Here is a 19,748-nt window from a genome sequence, read left to right as displayed (position 1 = left end):
CTCGGAGTTATTAATTTAGTGGGAGCGAGTTCACCTCGCGATGTTCTAAACGGCTCAAAGATCGCCGGATAAACCGGCTCCTACACAAAGAAGTGATGAACCGGCTCCTCGGAGTTATTAATTTGGTGGGAACGAGTTCACCTCGCGATGTTCTAAACTGCTCAAAGATCGCCGGATAAACCGGCTCCTACACAAAGAAGTGATGAACCAGCTCCTCGGAGTTATTAATTTGGTGGGAGCGAGTTCACCTCGCGACGGTTTTCAACAGATAAAAATAAGGCCGCGGTGGGCGGCCTGTATCGGTTATTCTTCGGTATCTACGCTGGCGTCATTGTCTTCTGGTGTCTCGACACCATTGTGCTCTAGATCATAGCTATCAACGCGCTGTAATCCGCGCGGTAACTTATTACCTCTGCGCCCTCGCTCGCCGTAATAGTGTTCTAAATCACTCGGCTTTAATTTCTGTTTGCGCTTTCCTGTATATAAAATAACAGATGCACCTTCAGGTACTACCGCTAACACTTTGACAAACTCTTCACGGCTTTGCACCTTCGCGCTAGGGATAGAGATAATCTTATTCCCCTTACCTTTACCAAGTTTAGGTAAATCACGTAATGGGAATAGCAGCATTCTGCCTTCGCTCGAGATCGCCATACACATATCGGTGGCAACATCAAATACCTGGATAGGTGCCATCAAATGCGCACCTTTTGGCACGCTGACGAACGCTTTACCATTTTTGTTTTTACTCACCATATCAGCAAAGTCGCTGATAAAGCCGTAACCACCATCGGTCGCCATCAGATAAGTCGATTTCTCTTCGCCCATGACCACATGTTCAAAGTTACATCCTGACGCCAAGTTAAAGCGACCCGTCATCGGCTCGCCCTGACTTCGGGCTGAAGGTAAACTATGCGCATCGGTTGCAAAGGCTCGCCCTGAGGTATCTAAGAACACCGCAGGCTGATTACTCTTACCTTTCGCAGAGGCTTTATAACTGTCTCCTGAGCGGTAGCTTAGCCCTTCGGCATCGATATCGTGACCCTTCGCAAAACGCGCCCAGCCTTTTTCAGATAGCACAACAGTTACAGACTCTGATGGGATCAAATCTTTTTCGCTAAGCGCTTTGGCTTCGCCACGCTCAACTACCGGTGAACGTCTATCATCGCCATACATTTCAGCAGCTTCTTGAATTTCCTTTTTCATCAATGTCGACATGCGACGCTCAGAGCCTAAAGTTTTTTCCAGTCCATCACGCTCTTTTTCAAGCTCATCCTGCTCACCACGGATCTTCATTTCTTCAAGCTTTGCAAGGTGGCGTAATTTCAGGTCTAGAATTGCTTCTGCCTGCTTATCTGAAAGACCAAAACGCGCTATTAACTCTTCTTTTGGCTTATCTTCGTTGCGAATGATTTCGATGACTTCATCGATATTCAAAAACGCAATCATCAAACCTTCAAGAATATGCAAACGAGCAAGCACTTTGTCCAAACGATACTGCAAACGTCTACGCACCGTTTCACGACGGAATATTAACCACTCGGATAAAATCTGACGCAGGTCTTTAACTTGTGGACGCCCGTCTAAACCAATCATATTGATGTTAACACGGTAGTTCTTTTCAAGATCCGTCGTGGCAAATAGATGCGCCATTAATGGCTCGACCTTAACCCGATTTGAGCGCGGTACAATGACGATTCGCGTCGGATTTTCATGGTCCGATTCGTCACGTAAATCCGCTACCATAGGGAGTTTCTTCGCTGTCATTTGTGCTGCTATCTGCTCTAGCACCTTGGCACCCGAACATTGGTGTGGCAACGCGGTGATCACCACTTCGCCTTGCTCTTCGGTGTAAACAGCACGCATCTTGATTGAGCCACGACCTGTGGTGTAAAGCTTTTTGATCTCTTCTTGCGGCGTAATGATTTCCGCATCGGTTGGATAGTCTGGCGCTTTGACCAATTCAAGAATTTCTTCTAGTTCGGTTTTAGGCTTATCCAATAACAAACAACAAGCTTCAGCAACTTCGCGTACGTTATGTGGCGGAATATCGGTTGCCATCCCCACCGCAATACCTGTCACCCCATTTAACAAGATATGTGGTAAACGCGCGGGTAACACTTGTGGTTCATCTAAGGTGCCATCAAAGTTAGCGGTCCAATCGACCGTACCTTGACCAAGCTCTTTCAGCAGTACTTCTGAGAACTTAGATAATCGCGCCTCGGTATAACGCATCGCAGCAAATGATTTAGGATCATCCGCAGCACCCCAGTTACCTTGGCCATCCACCAGCGGATAGCGATAAGAGAACGGCTGCGCCATTAGTACCATGGCCTCATAACAAGCACTGTCGCCATGAGGGTGATATTTACCCAATACGTCACCAACGGTACGGGCAGATTTTTTGTATTTTGCTTGAGCTGATAAGCCCAGCTCACTCATCGCATATACAATACGACGTTGTACAGGCTTCAGGCCGTCACCAATATGCGGCAACGCCCTATCCATGATCACATACATGGAGTAGTTCAGGTAGGCATCTTCAGTAAAACGCCCCATCGGAAGTTGTTCAATGCCTTGCAAGGACAAGGCTTGAGGATCTGTCATGTTACACCTTACTTGTTGTTGTAGCTGATGCGATATATCGCATTGGCGTAATCATCGGAAACGAGCAAGCTACCGTCGTCGAGCTCTGCAATTGCGGCTGGTCGACCATAGGTTGTTTCGTTTTCCATAAAGCCGGTAAGGAAAGGCTCATAGCCTCTAATTTGACCATCTTGCACGTTTGCTCGCATTACTCGATAGCCCACTTTTTTGCTGCGGTTCCAAGAACCATGTTCAGCAACAAAAAGCTGATGCTTCATTGCCTTTGGAAATTGCTCGCCACGGTAAAAGTGAATGCCCAGCGGTGCAACGTGCGCTTGTAGTGCAAGTGCTGGCATAGCGTAGTCAGTCACCGATTTACCCTCGCCAAATTCAGGGTCTAGCACACTGCCGCCATGAACATACGGGAAGCCAAAATGCTGACCTATTTCGTCAACACGGTTGATTTCACATGGTGGAATGTCATCTCCCATCATGTCACGACCGTTGTCGCTGAACCATAACTTTCCGGTTACTGGGTGATAATCAAAACCCACTGAGTTACGCACGCCTTTGGCAATCGTCGAAAGCTTTTTCGTCTCAAGATTTAGTGAAAATATACGGCCAAACTTAGGGTCTTCGGCACAAATATTACAAGGCACGCCAACAGGAATGATCAGTTCGCCTTCAGGCGATACTGTCAGGTACTTCCAGCCGTGGTGGCGTTTGTCAGGCAAGTCATCGAACACCACTTCTTTTACCGGTGCCTTGAGGTTTTTTGCGATTTGCTTAAAACGCACAATACGCTCAACTTCAGCAACGTATAAGTCACCGTCTTTTAGCGCAATACCAGAGGGCATATTCAGCCCTTCTGCAACTAAAATTTTCTTGTCAGCTACGCCATCACGGTTATTGTCAATGAGTGCGTGAACTTTACCTGCTTTGCGAGAGCCAACATACACAGTGCCATCTTTGCCCACCGCCATTTGTCTTGCATTTTCAACATCTTTAGCAAAATAGCTCAGCTCGTACCCTTTGGGTACTGAAAGGCGCGAAAGCATATCGTTTGCCAGTGCTTGTGAGCTTAATAGCGCTGCTGCCAGCGTCGTCGCTACTGTGGTCAATTTGCTATGTATTTTCATGTTAAACCTCTGCCTTATCTCCGTGCTGCTCGAGCCAAATTTTACGGTCGCCAGAGCGCTTTTTAGCTAGCAGCATATCCATCATTTCGAGGGTTTGTTCAGGCTCATCTAATGTCAGCTGAACTAAACGTCTAGTATTTGGATCCATGGTGGTTTCACGCAATTGCAACGGGTTCATTTCACCCAACCCTTTAAAGCGTTGTACGTTGACTTTACCGCGTTTCTTTTCGGCCTCAATACGGTCTAATATGCCCTTTTTCTCATCTTCATCAAGGGCGTAGTAAACTTCTTTACCAACATCAATACGAAATAGCGGTGGCATGGCAACAAAAACATGGCCCTTACGAACAAGCTCTGGGAAGTGCTTAACAAAAAGTGCGCATAATAAAGTTGCAATGTGAAGTCCGTCAGAATCCGCATCCGCGAGGATACATACTTTGCCATAGCGCAGGCCTGATAAATCTTCAGAGTCTGGATCAATACCTAAAGCAACAGAAATATCATGTACTTCTTGCGAGGCTAAGATCTGTCCAGATTCCACTTCCCAAGTATTTAGGATTTTACCGCGCAGTGGCATGATTGCTTGAAACTCACGGTCTCGTGCTTGTTTTGCCGAGCCACCTGCTGAGTCCCCTTCCACCAAAAATATTTCTGAACGTTCGGTTTCACTCCCAGAACAATCGGTTAATTTACCCGGTAAAGCAGGACCCGAAGTGACTTTTTTACGAACCACTTTTTTCGCGGCACGCAAACGTTTTTGCGCATTGCTGATACAAAGCTCAGCAAGTAACTCTGCAGTTTCAGTGTGTTCGTTCAACCATAAACTAAAGGCGTCTTTGACAATGCCAGAAACAAAGGTAGCGCACGAACGTGATGATAACTTTTCTTTGGTTTGACCGGCAAATTGTGGGTCTTGCATTTTAACCGACAAGACATAGCTACAACGGTCCCAGACATCATCAGGGGTCAGCTTAACACCACGCGGGATCAGGTTTCTGAATTCACAAAACTCACGCATCGCTTCAAGTAAGCCTTGGCGTAAACCATTTACATGGGTACCACCTTGCGCCGTCGGAATAAGGTTTACGTAGCTTTCAGCGATAGATTCGCCACCCTCAGGCAACCAATGAAGCGCCCAATCAACCCCTTCGGTTGAGCCACTGAAACTGCCTGTAAATGGAGATTTCGGCAGCACTTCATAACCTTCAGCACTGTCTTTTAGGTAATCCTCTAGTCCTGCCTCGTAGTGCCATTCTTGCGTTTCTTTCGTCTGCTTATTTGCAAAACGAATTCTAAGCCCAGGACACAATACAGCCTTGGCTTTAAGCAAGTGGTTTAACTTAGTAATTGAGAAGTTAGCTGAGTCAAAATAACTAGCGTCGGGCCAAAAGTGCACAGAGGTGCCGGTATTACGCTTACCAACGCTGCCGGTCACTCTTAAGTCTTCGACTTTATCGCCGTTTTCAAATGCCATTTCATAGATTTGAGCATCTCGTTTAACGGTAATTTCGACCCGAGTCGACAGTGCATTAACAACCGATATACCCACCCCATGAAGACCACCTGAGAACTGGTAGTTTTTATTGGAAAACTTGCCCCCTGCATGAAGCTTGGTCAGGATCAATTCAACCCCTGGCACGCCCTCCTCTGGGTGAATGTCCACGGGCATTCCTCGACCATCATCGATGACTTCAAAGGAGTTGTCTTCGTGCAAGATCACATCAATCTTGGTGGCATGTCCGGCTAAGGCTTCATCGACACTGTTATCGATAACCTCTTGGCCTAAATGATTAGGTCTTGTGGTATCGGTATACATGCCAGGACGGCGCTTAACTGGCTCTAAGCCATTGAGTACCTCAATAGCTTCGGCATTATAGTTTTGCTGACTCATAGGCTAGTTCTAGTTATCTTTTTATCCGCTAGTATATGCACAACGTACTGCTTTGTGCATAAATTCTAATTTTTGATAGTTAAAAATTTGGTGATGGTGTCAAAATAGCGTGGAAATTCAACAAAGCTATGATCCCCACCAAACTCAATAATTTGACGACAATGACTATAATAACGCACCGCCTCTTCAAAAGGCAGCACCTCGTCGCCCGTTTGTTGCAATAATAGCAAGTTTTCTGGATTACTAATCTGCTCGACATACAAGGATTTTAACGCATCAATATGCTCATGCAGCAGCTCATAATGACAATCCTGATAAGGATTGTATTGTGGTCCAAGGTAGTCATTTAATAATGAAAAAGGCCTTACCGCAGGGTTTATTACCACCGCTTTACACCCAAGGTGTTGCGAAAAATAGGTGGCGTAATAGCCGCCTAACGAGCTACCTAATAACACAGTATCAGAATCAATGACGCTATCCAACTGTGCCAATGCGACTCTAGGGTCATAATGCAGTCTTGGGACAAGATATGGCGTTTGTTTATCCATCATATATTCACCAAATACCGTCGCTTTATAGGACAGCTCAGAGCTATTAAAGCCGTGAATATAAACTACCTTCCGAGCCATTTTACCTCTGTCTTTATAGTGCTTTTACTAAATACGATGACACGATAAGCGGGACCCAAATCAGACTGACACCAGTCCTTTGTTTGCTTATCAAATTGGATTGATGTTGCAGGCGTAGCATAGATAGGTAAGGTGCGAAATTGTTGTTGATATTCATTGTGCACATGACCATGAAATAGTCCTAATACTTGCTCTGAATCCACCAACAGGTTTAAAAGTGCAGGACCATTTTCGAGCATGTGTTTATCTAAATAGCCATCAATCGGTCTAGGATGGTGGTGAGCAAAAACAATCGTATTGTTGTTGATATTATTGTTAAGCTTGTCTTTGAGCGCTACTAAGTGTGACTTAGCGCACCACCCCGCGGGCGTTTCACCTTTTGAATTTAACAGAAGCACTTGGCCAAAGGGACCTGTGATGCATTTATGACGGACGATTTGCCAGGCACTCATTTCTTCGAGTAAAGCTAACTCGTCGTGGTTACCTGGTATCCAAAGCACAGGGCATTGCAAATCACTTTCTGTGACTAATCGGGCAAACTCTTGATAAGAAGCCGCACTGTGATCTTGTGTCAAATCACCGCCAAACACCACACAATCAAAATGCTCTTTTGCCATTGCGGCCAGAGTGCGAGCGAGGTTATCAGCGGTATTTACCGCAAAGTATTTCCCAGAGGGCGTGGCAAACAAATGGCAATCCGTAAAATGCCCTATACGAATTTGCGCTTTATCAAGTTGTAACTCGAGATCAAACCAAGCCATTGTTTACATCCCAGTTTAAATGCACACGGCCTTTTTCTAAACACACCATAAGCCAATCAGCTAAAAACGCATTTATTTGATATTTTTCATCTTTTTGATGCATATCAGGGTTTGGGTAGCCATAGGATGGCTTTATTCGACGATGATAATCACGGTGAATAACTTCAGCCACTTTAGCATCATGGTAGAGGCGCACAGACAACGAAAAATGTGGCAAATGGGCGCTTATTGTCGCCATCTGCTCGATGTGAATGTCAGTTGTGTATTTACTGACCCCAGCTACGCTCAAACAGTAGCGTGCAGAGGCTAAGTCAATCACTCGGCTTTCGCCGACCACTTCTTCAGGTAGCAACTTTAGCGCCCGTAAATAATTACGTTCGCACAATGTGATGTAACGGGGCAAAGATTGAATATACTGCTTTGAGCTCAGCACTTGTGACAAAAATACGACTCCTAAACTGCTTCTATATCCGCGCTTTATGTAATGCCAACCATTGTAGACTAATAACAGTGGCAGCGTTATCGATTTCCTCATTATCAAGACGTGCAAGGGCTTCATCAAGTGGCATCACATGTACTTTGATATCTTCACCTTCTTCAGCCAGTCCATAAACCCCACCCGCTTCAGATAAATCAGCAAGCGCTAAATACAAATATAGTCGCTCTGTTGTACCACCAGGGCTTGATAAATAAGAGCGCATATAAATGAGCTTATCCAGCTCAAGTCCTGCTTCTTCTTTTGCTTCTTTTCTCGCAACATTCTCATAGTCTTCGCTCCCTTCAGCCATTCCTGCAATGCACTCCAAAAGCCAAGGGGAATTTTTTGAAGCCAACGCTCCAATTCGAATTTGCTCAATAAGCAACACGCTGTCTGTAATAGGATCATACGGCAATATTGCAACCGCATGACCACGCTCTAATATCTCGCGAGTTATCAGCTCTGATACCCCACCATTAAATAGGGCGTGGGTAAATTGGTACTTGTGAATGGTAAAAAAACCATTGAAGATTGTTTCTATTGAAGAAACATTGACGTCGACTTTGTTGAACTGACTCAAAGGTTTCATAAAATAATCCTGTATTTTTTAATAGCAACGGTTTAAAAGCTAACCAATCGCCCTTATAGTAGGGTCATACCTGAATAAGTAAACGAAGTCGTTTACCTTTAACTTTTTCCACTTTACAATACCCAAGTGGTATTAATATATTCTGTTACACTTGTTGGCGATGTTTTACGCATTTGGTCTTTAATTGGGCCGCAAAAACAGGGTAACATGCAAACAGTATAAAAATTGTCTAAGGACTGAGCGAAAAATGAAAAAAACTCTACTATCATTAGTTGTTGGGTTGTCGTGCGCACTTTCAAGCAGCCTGTCCCACGCGGAAGACCTACTGCAAGTATACGACATTGCAACGGCTAACGATCCTACCGTATTAAAGGCGAAAGCACAGGCTGATGCGCAAAAATATGCACAAGACCAAGCGCTAGGCGTATTGCTACCTCAGCTTGGCTTTCAAATGAGCTATACCGACGTTACGTCAGAAGGTGCTTTGAGCGAACAGCATGACGGCACTGGCTACACTATGTTTGAATCTGATAGTGACACCTTTCAGCGTTCAATTTCCCTAAACCAAACCATTTTTAATATGGCATCTTGGCAGGGTCTATCGATCGCTGAAAAACGTGCAATGCAAGCATCAACTCAATATGAGCAACAAAAGCAAACTTTGATTGTCCGTATCGCTGAAGGTTACTTTAATGTGCTAAGCGCATTAGATAGTCTAGAGTTCGTACAAGCCGAGAAGCGCGCTATTGAACGTCAACTAGAGCAGACAAAACAGCGCTACGAAGTAGGTTTGACTGCAATTACAGACGTGCATGAAGCAAGAGCGCAATTTGACCGTGCAGTTGCTGACGAAATTATAGCAGGTAATGCTGTTGAAACAGCACGTGAAACGTTACGTACAATTACGGGTAAGTATCACGCTAAACTAGATAAGTTAAATACTGAAACCTTCTCAACAGTTAAGCCTACGCAGAATACGAACGATTTTATCGAGATTGCAAAAGCGAAGAACTTAGACCTTCAAGTTGCAAAATCCGCGGTAGACATCGCAAAAGATCAAATTGATTTAGCTAAAGCTGGACACTACCCAACACTAAACTTAAACGCTACTTATTCTGATTCTTTAGCTGACAGTGCTGGTAGACAACATGCTCCACGTAGCGACAGAACTTCGGTAGGCTTAACGCTGGACGTACCTATTTATACTGGTGGTCAAACCGTTGCGGCAACCGATCAAGCTCGCGCAAACTTTGTTGCTAGCAGCGAAGATATGGAAGCGGCAATGCGTAATATGACACGCTCGGTGATCACGTCTTATAACCAAGTGGTTTCAGACGTTGCAACTTACCGCGCGCTCGAGCAAGCGGTTGTTTCGGCAGAAAGTGCATTGCAAGCAACTGAAGCAGGTTTTGATGTAGGTACTCGTACCATCGTGGACGTACTAGTAAGCACACAAAACCTTTACAACGCGAAACGTAACCTTGCTGATATTCGTTATCGCTATGTACTATCATCGCTACGTTTAAAGCAAGCTGCAGGTACACTATCTCGTGCCGATCTTGAAGCAATCAACCAAGGTTTGATTGAAGGCTAAGTACTTCGATTATCACCTCTGAAAAGGCCAGCTATGCTGGCTTTTTGTATTTTTACAGCAATATAGATAAACTAGCCGCTTCAATTAAGTCTTAGGTATATTACTTTGGTTACTCACTCACCTTTCAAATGGTCATTCTTAGCACCTAAATTTTGGCTGACTTGGCTTGGTGTTTTCGCCCTGTATTTAATCTCATGGCTCCCACAAGGTGTTCAATTTGCACTGGGTAGAGGTCTTGGACGTCTGGTTCATAAATATATGAAACGTCGCCGTCATATTGCTGATGTTAATTTGAAACTTTGCTTTCCACATCTAAGTGAAGCAGAACACAAAGCTATGCTACTAAAAAATATGGAAAATACCGGCATAGCAACACTTGAAACAGGGATGGCATGGTGGTGGCCAGAGTGGCGCATCAATCAAGTGGTGGGCTCGATTAAAGGGCTAGAGCATATTGAAGCCGTGCAAAAGCAAGGAAAAGGGGTACTTATGCTGGTTCCCCATATGTTGCACCTCGAGATGGCCAGCCGAGTGCTAGGCACTAAAATGCAAGGTGTTGGCTTTTATCGCCCACACAATAATCCACTTATGGAGTTTTTTATGACCCGTGGGCGACTGCGCTCAAATGAGTATTTAGTCACCAAGCGAGACGTCAAAGGGTTATTGAAAACGCTCTCGAGCAAACGCGTTTGTTATTACTTGCCAGATCAAGATTATGGCCGCAAGCGCTGTGAGTTCGCACCTTTCTTTGCGGTTCCTGATGCTGCAACAACAACTGGTACTTTATTATTTTCTGCAAGCAAAAAGGCTGAGACTTTAAGCTTACACTGTACGAGAGACGCAAAAGGGATGTATCATTTAGATATACAACCTATTTTAGAATCATTCCCAAGTGGCAATGATCTTGCGGATGTGACTCGCGTCAACGAGAGAATGGAGCAAGCAATCAATTGTGCGCCGGATCAATATATGTGGGTGCATCGTCGCTTTAAAACACGACCCGATGAAAAGGCACCTTCGTTTTATTAGGGCCTAAAGTCTTGGAGTAGTTTGAAATGGCTAAGAAGAAAAAAAATAAATTATCGTCAATCTGGTTTTGGACTAAACACCTATCACTAGGTGTGTTACTCATTTGGGCTGCCTACTATTTTCTTTTTGGTGCCTCTAAAGACATGAACTTTAGGGAGACCACCAATGTTGCAGCGCAAGGCCTGTCACAATTTTACGAAAGCTTTCGAAATAGCATGAGCAATCGTGATACTGATCGTGAAAAGTACGTTATCACGCTCGGAAAGCCCACCTATCCCCTTGATGATGCGCTAGCACAAAGAGCGCTTGCTGTTAAACCATCTAACCCAAAATGGACTGGTGAAAAACAACCAAGACGCTTTGACACAGGTGATACCTTAAAAGATGTGCTTACAAAGCAAGCCAAAGAAGAAGGTGTGGAACTGTTTTGGTATCTAGAGCGTGATTATGTGGTGAAATATAACTTTCGTCTTGATACTGACTTTGTTTCTGCACTCTATCAGGTTGGAACGGCGATAAACGACGACTTTGAGTTTCAAGTCTACACATTTTTCTGCCCCCGAGAGCGTGCTGCAGTTATCACCGAAAACCCACCAATCTATGTACGTGAAAACTGCCGTAAGCTAGCGGGTTAAGCAAGTACCCGCTGCCAAACTTGAGTGACTTGTTGTGCGTGTTGGTCAAACGCTTCACGCTCAACAATCCTACCTAATTGGTTTAAGCTATTAAAATGATATTGATCTCTAAACAAACAATATGCAGAGATTAAGTGCTTCATTTCATCACTATCAACCACTTCAACTTCACCCGCTTGCTCTAAAATACGTATATTATCTGGATAAGTACAAAGTGCTGGATACTGACTGCTATATCGCAACACAATGTACTGACTGATAAACTCAATATCCGTCATGCCACCAATCCCCTGCTTTAAGTCAAAGTGACTGTCGCTATCTTGGTTAAGGTGGGCTCGCATTTTTTCACGCATATTGCGAACATCTTCCGCCAATTTAGGCTCGTCTCGCTGCTGCATTAGTATTGCATGACGTATTTCATTAAATCGAGCGGCCATTTTCGACTCTCCTAACACCATACGAGCTCTAACTAGCGCCTGATGCTCCCAAGTCCAAGCTTGCTCTAACTGGTATTGGTAAAAGCTTTCTAGATTGATAGCGAGTAAGCCCGAGTTTCCTTCAGGGCGAAGTCGTGTGTCTAATTCGTAAAGCATGCCAGAGAGCGTTTTGGTATTGAACAAATGCATTAAACGCTGTGCCAGCTTCATATAAAACTGTCTTGAAGAAATAGGTTTATCACCCTGAGTTTGACTTTCGCCGTCACGATTATGTACAAACACTAAGTCTAGATCTGAGTTGTAACCAAGCTCATACCCCCCCGCCTTACCATACGCTATTACAGCAAAGCCTTTTTCTTCTATTGTTGCACCTTCAGGCGCACCAAAACGCGCCACCATGTGCCCCCAGGCAATATCGACGGCCTTTGCAATAATCGCCTCAGCAAGCGCAGTTAGGTGATCGCTCACCTTCATAATGTCCAACACGCCAGTGGCGTCTGCAGCCGCGACTTTTAGCTGATGCGTTTGTTTAAATTGTCGCAGCGCTTCCATCTGTAGCTCAACATCTTGCTCATCTATACGCAAAAATGCTTGCTGGATCTCGTTTTTATAGGCCGTTAATGGCAAAGGTTTATAGAGAGTTTGCGGGTCGATGAGTTCATCAAGGAGGATAGGGTACTTCGCAATATGCTCAGCAATCCACGCGCTATGACAACAAAGCTTGATAAGTTGAGTCAACGCACCGTGATTTTCGTAAAGTAGCTCCAAATATGCAGTACGAGACGCCACTTTATTGATCACACTGAGCACGCGAGCGAGCGCCGGCTCCATGTTTTGTTTACTGAGCTCTCGTAGCAAAGCTGGCATTAACTTATCGAGAATATCGCGACCACGAGTGCCCGCTTGTTTTTTACTTAGCCCTTGTTTAAACTCCATCAAGTCAGTTTGCCAAGTCTCAAAACACGGCGTAGCTCGGCACTGGCCTAGCTGAGCAATTTCTCCCGTTTGCCACGCATAAACCGCGCTATCGTCTTCATCTAATTCTTCTTCAGGCGGTTCACCGATGACTTGGCTAAACTCAGCTCGGATATGCTGCGTCACAACCTTTAGCATTTGCTCGACTTCAACGTAATCGTTACATTGCAATAAGTGACTCAAACGCAGGCAGTCTAAGTTGTTATCAGGTAAAGTTTGCGTTTGTTTGTCGTCAAATGCTTGTAGATATTGCTCAACTTTACGCAGCGCCAGATAGTTCTCATGCAGACGGTTTTTGACCTCGACAGGGACAATCTCAAGCGTTTCAAGCTCTTCTAACGCCTGTAACAATGAAGGTGTTTGTAATGGCGTTTCGCGACCGCCGCGTATCAGTTGCAAAGCCTGCACAATAAACTCTACTTCTCGAATGCCACCAGCGCCCAGCTTAATGTTATTCGTTAAGCCTTTACGTCTCACCTCTTGGGCAATCATGTTTTTCATCTTTCGTAGTGAATCTATCACAGAAAAGTCGATATAACGGCGATAGACGAACGGCCGAATTAAGTCGTAAAACTCTTGCCAATACGGCGACGGTTCACCAATTGGCCGCGCCTTTAACATCGCATAGCGCTCCCATTCTCGACCTTGATCTTGGTAATAATCTTCCATCGCGGCATAGCTCATTACCAAAGGACCACTATCCCCAAATGGTCTTAAACGCATATCAACTCTGAATACTTGGCCATCAATGGTAACTTGATTAAGCGCTGAAATAAGTTTTTGTGCCACTCGAGTGTAAAAAACTTGCGCCTCAATGCTACGCCGACCACCGGATGTGTCGACACTTCTTGGATAGGCAAAGATCAAATCGATATCAGAGGAAAAATTCAGCTCCTTACCGCCAAGTTTCCCCATGCCTAATACCGTCATGGGTATCGAGTTACCAGCCTCATCTTTTGGTGAGCCTGATTGCGCTTCTACACTTAAGTACGCCCATTGATAAGCATTTGAAATCAAGGTATCGGACAGCTGCGAAACGTAGCGGATGCTGTCATCAATCTCATTGCCTGCAACCAAATCCAGCCACATCACTTTAAGCCAATACTTTAATCGATAGTGACGCAGCTGCTGCCAAGCTTGTTTTTCTTCAACCAACGGAGCAGAAAAGTCAAACACATCAGGACAGTCACGCAATTGCATCTGCGAATCATCGAGCAGCCAAGCTCCCCACTCAGGAAATCGTGCAAGCGTACGCTCAGCAAAATCACTCAGGGCCAGTAACCGTGCCAGTTTGGGCTCCATCGGCGCATCACCATAAATCATTTGGTAACGCTCTTGAGCAAGCGTATTCAGCGCTGCTTGAACAAACAATTCCGACATAAAAAACTCCACGGTAGACTAGCTCTCTTTGTGAGCAGTGTTATAGTAACTCTATCTAAAACACAACCTTACACCGAGTATGAGTTATTTGTCTTTAAACAATATCAACTTTTTAGCGATTTTGATTTGCTTTGTCATTGTCTGCGGTTTAACTATTTTGCTGCGCTTAATGATCCAACGTAGCGCCAACAATCTACTAGATGACGAGCTCGCACAACGTGACAACTTTGCACTTGGGATCAGCTATGCCACTCAAGTGACGATGCTGTGTATTTGTGTTGCATACTTATTCAATGATTTAGGCGTGGTGAGAGCGCAGGCACACCCTCTGCAAGTCGCCTTACATATTGGGTTGATCATTGCCTTTGTATACTTCGGCCAATGGATCCATCGCAAATGGATTTTGTATCAGTTTGACGAAGAAGAAGCGATTTTAAAGCAAAATATCTGCGCCGCGATGGTGGACTCAGGCATGTTACTCGGTAACACCATTTTGGTGCTTGGTTTATATCATTGGGTGCACCCGAAAGGCTGGAGCGATCTATTAGTCGTAGCCCTTGGCTTTATGCTATTGCAGCTGCTTTATACGCTAGATAGTAAAATCAGAGAAAGTCGCTTTGCCAAGTTTAACCAAGGTGCTTCTTTACAACAAAATTTTAATCTCAGAAACACTTCGATTGGTATTCGTTATGCGGGCAAATCCATCGGCCTCTCTTTAGCCATGTATGCGGGACTGCACAGCGCTCCCTACCATGGTGCAAAAGTGGTAGAAAACTTGTTTTCGGTTGTCATGCATTGCGGCGTAATGTGGCTTTTTCTTTACATTGGTAGCTATATATTACTGCATTTATCCTTACCTAAGGTCAATATTGGCTTAGAGGTAGACCACCAAGATAACGTTGGTATCGCATGTTTGGAGTTTGCGGTTTTCTGCTCTATAGGCTATTTACTTATTAACTTGTTTTCGGTGTAACGCAATACTGCATGAATGCTTTAAGTGATGGATTTTTACTGGTAGATAGCAATTGGGATTTTAGCCAAGAACTCGTCGAGCATTTGCAAAACGTGCGCTCTAGCCAAGCCAGTAACATTATTATCGCGGGTGACAACACCAAACAAATGCTAAAGATGATGTTTAAAGAGCAAATAAAAGACTACTGTTATTGTGACTTTGACAATGAAATCAGCGTATCTGAACTTGCCAGCTATTTGCACCGTCATCATAACATTCATGCTGTGCTGCTCTATTCTCTGGACTATCATTTAGCCACCGAGGAGCAGCGCTTTATTTTTGATTCTCTTCACCCGTACCGGTTTTTAATCGAACAATCCCCGCAAGGTTTTCAGATCACTAAACAGCACTCACAAGCATTAATCAATCACTTATCTTGTCATCCGGATACCGCTGGCCTCCCCGACTCTGACTTGATGCTTGCTAAGCTCACCGGGTTACTTTGCGGTAAAGCTAAAGTGGCAGGATGATGTAGACTAACCGTGCACGAGCGCTTACCATTGCCACAAAACAGCAACTGAATAATCGAATTATGCGTATTCCACATATTTATCAAGACTCGCCTTTGGCCATTGGTGTGCCAGTTACTTTGGATGATGACGCCGCTGGACACATAGGCCGAGTGCTTAGAATGACAACCAAAGATAAAGTCAGCCTGTTCAACGGACAGGGCGGCGAGTACCTATGTCAATTAAGTGAAGTTGGGAAAAAGAAAGTCGTTGCTGTACCTGAATCATTTGAAGACAAAAATGTAGAATCTCCACTTGCCATACATCTTGGACAAGGGATTTCTCGCGGTGATAAAATGGACTTCACTATTCAAAAGTCGGTAGAGCTGGGTGTGAGCGAAATTACCCCTTTGTTTACCACACGCTGCGGCGTTAAATTAAGTGGTGAGCGCCTAGCAAAAAAACACCAGCAATGGCAAAAGATAGCAATTGCCGCGGCCGAGCAATCCGGACGTAATACCATCACTGTTATTCACCCGCCGATGGAGTTGTCTGAATGGCTTGCACAGCAAAGCGACGAGTTAAAAATCACACTACACCCTCGCGCCGAACATTCAATAAAAACACTGCCGTATACCCAGTCTGGGATCCGCTTTTTAGTGGGGCCTGAAGGCGGCTTTACCGATGAAGAGCTCGACGCTACCGCTCAACAGCGGTTTGTTGATGTCCGTTTAGGCCCACGTGTACTTCGTACAGAAACCGCAGCGCTAACAGTACTAAGCGCACTACAGCTGCAATTTGGCGATTTAGCACTTTAAATACACAGAGCAACCCCCATATCATGGGTAAACTCAGCAAGCGCAATGGGAGCGTCTATGACGATTAAATTAGGGATCATTTCCGATCCAATCAGTGGCTTTAACATTAAAAAAGACACCGGGTTTGCCATGATGCTGGCGGCACAGCAGCGCGGCTATGAATTGTATTACATGGAAATGAATGACCTTTTCTTGTACCAAGGCGTTGCCAAAGCGACCGCAGCAAAAGCGCAGGTATTTGACGATACTTCCCATTGGTATGAACTAGCTGAGAAACAAGAAATCGACTTAGGCGACCTTGACGTTGTTTTAATGCGTAAAGATCCGCCTTTTGACACTGAATATATTTACGCCACTTATATTCTTGAGCGCGCCGAACTTGCGGGTTCGCTTGTGGTAAATAAACCACAAAGTCTGCGCGACGCCAATGAAAAGCTCTTTACGGCGTGGTTTAGTGAGCATACTCCAGATACTTTGGTTACGCGTAATCAATCACAAATTCGCGAGTTTTTAGCTAAACATGGCGATATCATTCTCAAGCCTTTAGATGGGATGGGCGGCGCGTCTATTTTTAGAGTGAAACAAGATGACGCAAATATTGGCGTGATCTGCGAAACACTTACCGAGCATGGTTCTCGCTATGCTATGGCGCAAAACTATATTCCAGCCATTAAAGACGGTGATAAACGCGTGTTAGTGGTAGACGGTGAAGTGATGCCGTACTGCTTGGCTCGCATTCCACAAGGCGGTGAAACTCGTGGTAATCTCGCGGCAGGCGGCCGTGGTGAAGCAAGACCTATTAGCGAATCGGACCGTAAAATTGCCGAAGCCATTGCTCCAACGTTAAAGGCAAAGGGCCTAATATTCGTTGGCCTAGATATCATTGGCGATAAGCTCACCGAAATCAACGTCACCGCACCAACTTGCGTAAAAGAAATTGAAGCGGCGTATGACATTTCAATTATGGATAAGTTTTATGATGCGATCGAGCGAAAACTCGACCATACTAAAAACTAACCATTAAGGGGGTCTGGTTATGAAATCACTCGCTAATCACTTTTTGGTGGCAATGCCCAGCATGGATGACCCTTTTTTCAATCATACGGTAACCTATCTTTGTGAACACAGCGAAGATGGCGCGATGGGGTTGGTGGTAAACCACCCTATAGACATCACCGTGGGCGAATTGCTTGATCAAATTGATATCGATAACGACAAATCTAGCCAAGCGGCTAAAGTAAATATCTACGCAGGAGGGCCTGTTCACACCGATAGAGGCTTTGTATTACACACGCCAAAGCTTGGTTACGCCTCAAGCCAAGAGCTTAGCTCCGAAATTATGATCACCACATCAAAAGATGTTTTAGCCTCTTTAACGTCATCACACTCTCCCGAAGGATTTATCATCACTTTGGGCTACGCCGGATGGGTAAGTGGTCAACTAGAGAAAGAGCTGAAAGAAAACACTTGGTTAGTCGTCGAGGCAGACCCCGAAATCATATTTAATACGCCACCTGAAAAGCGTTGGGAAAAAGCAGTGCAAATGCTTGGTATCGACGTTGCACAATTAAGCTCGCAAGCGGGTCATGCGTAACTAGCCTGTAATTTTGAGCTTAGGTTAATAAACGAAGTATTCATGGAAAACAAAAAAGAAAAAGTGCCTAAAGGTAAACGTAGCGTCATCGGGTTTGACTTTGGCACTAAAAGTATCGGCTTGGCTATCGGCCAAGAAATCACCGCAACCGCATCAAGTTTAGGTGCCGTTAAGGCAAATGATGGCATTCCAAATTGGGATGACATTGCGATATTTATTAACGAATGGCAACCTGATTTATTGGTGGTTGGCTTACCACTGAATATGGATGGTACCAATCAAGATTTAACATTCAGGGCAAAGAAGTTTGCCAACCGCCTGCATAACCACTTCCGATTGCCGGTAGAAACACAAGATGAGCGCTTGACGACAGCTGACGCCAGAGCGCGCTTATTTGAACAAGGTGGCTATAAGAATCTTTCAAAAGGTAAGGTAGATGGCATGTCTGCTTGTATCATTCTTGAAAGCTACTTTGAAGCAATGTGGGAATAGCTAGCCTAACTCTTCATTCTGTTGACCTTTAATATCAATCATATAATTGATATTAAAGGCGCAGCTAACTGTAAAAATTCACCATATCGAGCACTTATAAGTGCTACCTTTACTCTAACCTCTTCAAACAATACCAATCTAATAATTTGACGACTACTCACAGTTTCTAACATGAAAAGCTTATATAGTTTGCTGACTCATCCGGTTAAGGAAAAACTCATGGTAGTGCAGCACAAATTCTTAGTAACAATATTCTCTTGTTTTTTAGCTTGTATATTATCCGCCTGTAACAACCAGTCAGAACAAGGCAAACTTCAATATACAACGCATACCTTCGACTCCTTCGAGCACCAGCTTGAAGGACGACTCTATACTCCTAAAAGCCTCTCAGAAACAGATACTATCGTTATTTTTGTTCATGGTGATGGAGCAATGGACACTACGGCAAAAGGCTATTATTTGCCCATAATACAATCTTTAGTAAGTGCAAATATTGCTACTTTCTCGTGGGACAAACCAGGAGTAGGTAACTCACAAGGTAACTGGTTATCCCAATCTATGGATGATAGAGCTACCGAAGTAAAGGATGCAATTCGATATCTGCGTAACACCGGCTATCGGCAAAATAAAATAGCCGTGCTAGGATTTAGTCAAGCAAGTTGGGTATTTTCGAACTTGTACGACGAGGAAAATATCGAGTTTATGATACTGGTTGGAGGGGCCGCGAACTGGCTGGCTCAGAGCCAATACAGTATGTGGATACGATTGATAGAGGAAGAAAAGATCAATGCAAATGATGATGCGGCGATAGAACGCATCGAACAGCTGAGCATTAGAGAGATGCAACTTATCAAAGCAGGATACGACCAATATATTTCCGCAGCATTGCATCAAGACCCTTTTATGCCAAAGCCTATAGAAGATGAAGCACGCTATAATTTCGTCAGAAAAAATATTGAAGCCGATATATTTGAAGGCTTTACTCAACTAAACTTACCAATGCTAGCAATTTATGGCGACAGCGATTTTCACGTCGATATAGAACATAGCCAATCAGAGTTTGCACGCGCTTTTGCAAGCTCAAGTCAAATAAACGCCAAGCTAGAACAAATCACTATCGCTAATGCTGCACACAGTTTAATGAAACCAGAACTGCCACTTGATGCGATTTTCTCGATTAAAAAAAACCACTTTGCTCCCAATGCAATCGAAACTATCGTCGATTGGGTCAAGGTACAAAGTAATTCTCGCCGCGAGTAG

18 protein-coding genes are annotated in these 19,748 nt (G+C 44.4%); 10 read left to right on the top strand and 8 right to left on the bottom strand.

What is annotated here, in order from left to right; genetic code table 11:
- Nucleotides 1-303 precede the first annotated feature (303 nt).
- The 7 genes from parC to JJQ94_RS08715 form a co-directional block, all read right to left on the bottom strand.
- The gene (gene parC / locus JJQ94_RS08745) at nt 304-2,607 is read right to left on the bottom strand and encodes a DNA topoisomerase IV subunit A (RefSeq protein ID WP_099030613.1); all 2,304 of its coding nucleotides are present in this window, start codon (nt 2,605-2,607) and stop codon (nt 304-306) included.
- An 8-nt stretch (nt 2,608-2,615) separates the two neighbouring features.
- Nucleotides 2,616-3,725, bottom strand: coding sequence for a PQQ-dependent sugar dehydrogenase (locus tag JJQ94_RS08740; protein WP_099030612.1), 1,110 nt, complete (start codon nt 3,723-3,725; stop codon nt 2,616-2,618).
- Between the two features lies 1 nt (nt 3,726).
- Nucleotides 3,727-5,616, bottom strand: coding sequence for a DNA topoisomerase IV subunit B (parE, locus tag JJQ94_RS08735; RefSeq protein WP_099030611.1), 1,890 nt, complete (start codon nt 5,614-5,616; stop codon nt 3,727-3,729).
- 65 nt (nt 5,617-5,681) lie between these two features.
- A complete protein-coding gene (locus JJQ94_RS08730; protein WP_099030610.1) occupies nt 5,682-6,245 on the bottom strand; it encodes a YqiA/YcfP family alpha/beta fold hydrolase in 564 nt (187 codons plus the stop codon).
- Nucleotides 6,230-7,006: a metallophosphoesterase gene (locus JJQ94_RS08725; protein ID WP_099030609.1), complete on the bottom strand. Its 777-nt coding sequence runs from the start codon at nt 7,004-7,006 to the stop codon at nt 6,230-6,232. Before JJQ94_RS08725 ends, JJQ94_RS08730 begins: the two co-directional genes overlap by 16 nt.
- The gene (locus JJQ94_RS08720; protein ID WP_039494466.1) at nt 6,993-7,448 is read right to left on the bottom strand and encodes a DUF1249 domain-containing protein; all 456 of its coding nucleotides are present in this window, start codon (nt 7,446-7,448) and stop codon (nt 6,993-6,995) included. Before JJQ94_RS08720 ends, JJQ94_RS08725 begins: the two co-directional genes overlap by 14 nt.
- 22 nt (nt 7,449-7,470) lie before the next feature.
- A complete protein-coding gene (locus JJQ94_RS08715; protein ID WP_099030608.1) occupies nt 7,471-8,073 on the bottom strand; it encodes an NUDIX domain-containing protein in 603 nt (200 codons plus the stop codon).
- A 247-nt stretch (nt 8,074-8,320) separates the two neighbouring features.
- Between JJQ94_RS08715 and tolC the strand changes: the two genes are divergently transcribed.
- From tolC to JJQ94_RS08700, 3 genes are all read left to right on the top strand, one after another.
- Nucleotides 8,321-9,667: an outer membrane channel protein TolC gene (tolC, locus tag JJQ94_RS08710; RefSeq protein WP_099030607.1), complete on the top strand. Its 1,347-nt coding sequence runs from the start codon at nt 8,321-8,323 to the stop codon at nt 9,665-9,667.
- Nucleotides 9,668-9,772: 105 nt separating this feature from the next.
- Nucleotides 9,773-10,696 carry an LpxL/LpxP family Kdo(2)-lipid IV(A) lauroyl/palmitoleoyl acyltransferase gene (lpxL, locus tag JJQ94_RS08705; RefSeq protein ID WP_099030606.1) on the top strand — a complete coding sequence of 308 codons (924 nt, stop codon included), beginning with the start codon at nt 9,773-9,775 and terminating at the stop codon, nt 10,694-10,696.
- A gap of 26 nt (nt 10,697-10,722) precedes the next feature.
- Nucleotides 10,723-11,331, top strand: a complete 609-nt coding sequence (locus JJQ94_RS08700) for a TcpQ domain-containing protein (protein WP_017217000.1) — start codon at nt 10,723-10,725, stop codon at nt 11,329-11,331.
- Here the strand turns inward: JJQ94_RS08700 and glnE are convergent.
- Nucleotides 11,328-14,123, bottom strand: coding sequence for a bifunctional [glutamate--ammonia ligase]-adenylyl-L-tyrosine phosphorylase/[glutamate--ammonia-ligase] adenylyltransferase (gene glnE / locus JJQ94_RS08695; protein ID WP_099030605.1), 2,796 nt, complete (start codon nt 14,121-14,123; stop codon nt 11,328-11,330). The two genes, JJQ94_RS08700 and glnE, sit on opposite strands and share 4 nt — an antisense overlap.
- Nucleotides 14,124-14,202: 79 nt before the next feature.
- On the opposite strand from glnE, the gene JJQ94_RS08690 reads away from it, so the two are divergent.
- The 7 genes from JJQ94_RS08690 (at nt 14,203) to JJQ94_RS08660 (ending at nt 19,748) form a co-directional block, all read left to right on the top strand.
- A complete protein-coding gene (locus tag JJQ94_RS08690; RefSeq protein ID WP_099030604.1) occupies nt 14,203-15,096 on the top strand; it encodes a DUF350 domain-containing protein in 894 nt (297 codons plus the stop codon).
- Nucleotides 15,097-15,107: 11 nt separating this feature from the next.
- Entirely contained in the window at nt 15,108-15,605 is a 498-nt protein-coding gene (locus JJQ94_RS08685) for a hypothetical protein (protein WP_099030603.1), read from the top strand.
- Between the two features lie 62 nt (nt 15,606-15,667).
- Nucleotides 15,668-16,402, top strand: a complete 735-nt coding sequence (rsmE, locus tag JJQ94_RS08680) for a 16S rRNA (uracil(1498)-N(3))-methyltransferase (RefSeq protein ID WP_010379040.1) — start codon at nt 15,668-15,670, stop codon at nt 16,400-16,402.
- 57 nt (nt 16,403-16,459) lie between these two features.
- Complete coding sequence (gshB, locus tag JJQ94_RS08675) at nt 16,460-17,419, top strand: glutathione synthase (protein ID WP_099030602.1); 960 nt, start codon at nt 16,460-16,462, stop codon at nt 17,417-17,419.
- A 19-nt stretch (nt 17,420-17,438) separates the two neighbouring features.
- Nucleotides 17,439-17,996: a YqgE/AlgH family protein gene (locus JJQ94_RS08670; RefSeq protein ID WP_099030601.1), complete on the top strand. Its 558-nt coding sequence runs from the start codon at nt 17,439-17,441 to the stop codon at nt 17,994-17,996.
- 42 nt (nt 17,997-18,038) lie between these two features.
- On the top strand, nt 18,039-18,488 hold the full coding sequence (ruvX, locus tag JJQ94_RS08665) for a Holliday junction resolvase RuvX (protein ID WP_099030600.1): 450 nt from the start codon (nt 18,039-18,041) through the stop codon (nt 18,486-18,488).
- Nucleotides 18,489-18,707: 219 nt separating this feature from the next.
- The gene (locus JJQ94_RS08660; protein WP_099030599.1) at nt 18,708-19,748 is read left to right on the top strand and encodes an alpha/beta hydrolase; all 1,041 of its coding nucleotides are present in this window, start codon (nt 18,708-18,710) and stop codon (nt 19,746-19,748) included.

The sequence above is a fragment of the Pseudoalteromonas sp. GCY genome, assembly GCF_016695175.1.
Classification (GTDB): Bacteria; Pseudomonadota; Gammaproteobacteria; order Enterobacterales; family Alteromonadaceae; genus Pseudoalteromonas.
Note: the sequence above shows the minus strand (reverse complement) of the source record. Positions and strands in the feature narration are given on the sequence as shown.